Source organism: Pseudoxanthomonas sp. CCNWLW251 (genome assembly GCF_037402255.1).
Taxonomy (GTDB): Bacteria; Pseudomonadota; Gammaproteobacteria; order Xanthomonadales; family Xanthomonadaceae; genus Pseudoxanthomonas_A.
On record NZ_JBBEGA010000006.1, the window covers coordinates 1 to 755 of the forward strand.

Here is a 755-nt window from a genome sequence, read left to right on the forward strand (position 1 = left end):
CACCGGTGCCTACCACCGCATTGTTCACCGTACCCGAGGCCGCGGCATTCACCGTGGCGGTATAGGTCACCGTGTAGGTGCCCGGCAGCGTGCCCGCCGGCAGCGTGCACACCAGCGGATTGGTGCTGTTGCAGGTGTACGCACCGGCATTGGTCACCGACCCGAACGTCAGACCCGTGCCCAGCGTGTCGGTCAGCACCAGCTCCGCCGTGGTAGCGGCATTGTTCACCGTCGCCGTCAGCGTATAGGTGATCGTGTCGCCTACGCTGACTTCCGTCTGGTCCGCAGGCAATGCCGCGCCCTTCGCGTACGTCACCAGCGGCGGCAGCGGCTCCGTGACCGGCGTTTCGGTGCTGCAGCTGCCTGCGCAGGTCGGCGCGTCGTCGCCGGTGCCCACCACAGCGTTGTTCACCGTGCCCGAAGCCTGGTCGTTGACCGTGGCCGTGTAGGTCACCGTGTAGGTGCCCGGCAGCGTGCCCGCAGGCAAGGTACAGACCAGCGGGTTGGTATTGCCGCAGGTGAAGGTGCCCGCCGTCACGGTGCCCAGATCCAGACCAGGACCCAGGGTGTCGGTCAGCGTCAGCATGGCCGTCGTGCGGGAATTGGTGATCGACAGGCTCAGCGTGTACGCCAGGGTATCCCCTGCCGAGACTTCGGTTTGCCCTGCAGGCAGGACAACCGTCTTGGCGTAGGTCACCGCAGGCGCCGTCACCGGCACCTCCACGTCGCAGTCGGCCGAGCAGGTGCCCTGGTCG

At 67.3% G+C, this 755-nt stretch carries 1 protein-coding gene; it reads right to left on the minus strand.

Annotated features, from left to right (window positions below):
- On the minus strand, positions 1 to 755 hold a 755-nt coding region (locus WBN46_RS17965), incomplete at both ends, for an isopeptide-forming domain-containing fimbrial protein (protein ID WP_337732775.1).